Here is a 1681-nt window from a genome sequence, read left to right on the forward strand (position 1 = left end):
GCCTCCGGACCCGCCGGAGTCCGACGAGCCGCTGGTCGGTGTGCCGGTCGACGAGTACGCCGGCGGGACGGTGGTGCTCCCGCAGGCCGGGGAGCACACCAAGTCCGAGGACGAGAAGTCCGGCGCCGACGGCACCGACTCCTCCTCCTCCTCCTCCGCCGACTCCTCCGACGACGGCGACTCCTCCCAGGACTCCGAGGACCAGGACACCGACGACCAGGACACCCAGGTCCACCAGCGGCCCGACCAGGACCAGGGCTCCGAGGACGACGACCAGGACACCCAGCAGATTCCGGTCGCGGGCAACGACGACCGCGGGTCGTCGGAGCAGTCGCAGGGGGAGCGTTCCTCCCGTGGCGACGAGCGTGGTGGCTGGGCGTCGGACGCCTCGGGGTCGAACGGCTCGGGGTCGAACGGTTCTGAGGCGAACGGTTCCGACGCGAACGGTTCCGACGCGAACGGCTCCGAGGCGAACGGCTCCGACGGGGCGTCCTCCTCGTCGGGCTCGCACCGCGAGGAGGGTGGCCTGCGCCGCCTCTTCCGTCGGAGCGGCTCGTGACGTCACGCATCGCCGCCGGGCGCTTCCCGGGCGCCGGGGCGCTGAGCGCGACGGGCAAGCTCTTCGCGCTGGGTCTGGACATCTTCGTCGGCATCTTCCAGCCGCCGTTCCAGACCAAGGAGTTCATCGAGCAGTGCTGGTTCGTCTCGCGGGTGTGCATCCTCCCGTCGGCACTGGTCTCCATCTCGTTCGGCTCGGTGATCTCGCTGCAGCTCGGGTCGCTGATCCGGCAGTTCGGCGCGCAGTCGTTCTCGGGTGCGGCGAGCACGCTGGCGGTCATCCAGCAGGCCGCCCCCGTCATCTGCGCCCTCCTGGTGGCCGGTGCCGGCGGCTCCGCGATCTGCGCGGACCTCGGCGCCCGCACCATCCGTGAGGAGATCGACGCGATGGAGGTGCTGGGCATCAACCCGATCCAGCGCCTCGTCGTGCCGCGCGTGCTCGCGGCGATGCTCGTCTCGGCGCTGCTGTTCGGCCTGGTGTCGATCGTCGGCGTCGCGGGCGGCTACTACTTCAACGTCGTGCTCCAGGGGGTCACCCCCGGGGCGTACGTGCAGGGCTTCTCCGCCCTGTCCAAGCCCACCGACCTCGTCGTCGGGTTCATCAAGGCGCTGCTGTTCGGTCTCGCGGCCGGCGTCGTCGCGGCCTACCGGGGCCTCAACCCCTCCGGCGGACCGAAGGGCGTGGGGGACGCGGTCAACCAGGCCGTGGTCATCACGTTCATCCTGCTGTTCGCGATCAACGTGATCGTGTCGGCCGTCTATCTGAACCTCGTTCCCCCGAGCAAGTTCTAGCAATGGAACTTCCGACGCTGTTCGCTCCCCACAGGGCCGGAGACATCACATGGCAGTGATCACCCGCCGCGCGCGGGCGCTCGTCGACGCACCCCTCGGGTTGCTCGACACCATGGGCGACCAGGCGGCCTTCTACGCGAAGACGATCGGCTGGATCCCCCGGACGCTGCGCCGCTACAAGCGCGAGGTCCTGCGGCTGCTCACCGAGGTGGCCTTCGGCTCCGGTGCGCTCGCGCTCATCGGCGGCACCGTCGTTATCGTCGCGACGCTGACCTTCTTCACCGGCTCCGTCGTCGGCCTGCAGAGCTACTCGGCCCTGAATCAGATCGGT

The 1681-nt window shown here is 70.0% G+C and carries 1 protein-coding gene and 2 pseudogenes; all 3 read left to right on the plus strand.

The features are described from left to right. Positions 1 to 559: pseudogene (locus AC0CYZ_RS23260) on the plus strand (hypothetical protein); the annotation flags it as partial. Further along, positions 556 to 1350, plus strand: a complete 795-nt coding sequence (locus AC0CYZ_RS23265) for an MlaE family ABC transporter permease (RefSeq protein ID WP_472219738.1) — start codon at positions 556 to 558, stop codon at positions 1348 to 1350. The pseudogene AC0CYZ_RS23260 and the gene AC0CYZ_RS23265, both read left to right, overlap by 4 nt. 49 nt (positions 1351 to 1399) lie before the next feature. Beyond that, positions 1400 to 1681: pseudogene (locus AC0CYZ_RS23270) on the plus strand (ABC transporter permease); the annotation flags it as partial.

Source organism: Actinomycetospora sp., from assembly GCF_055612215.1.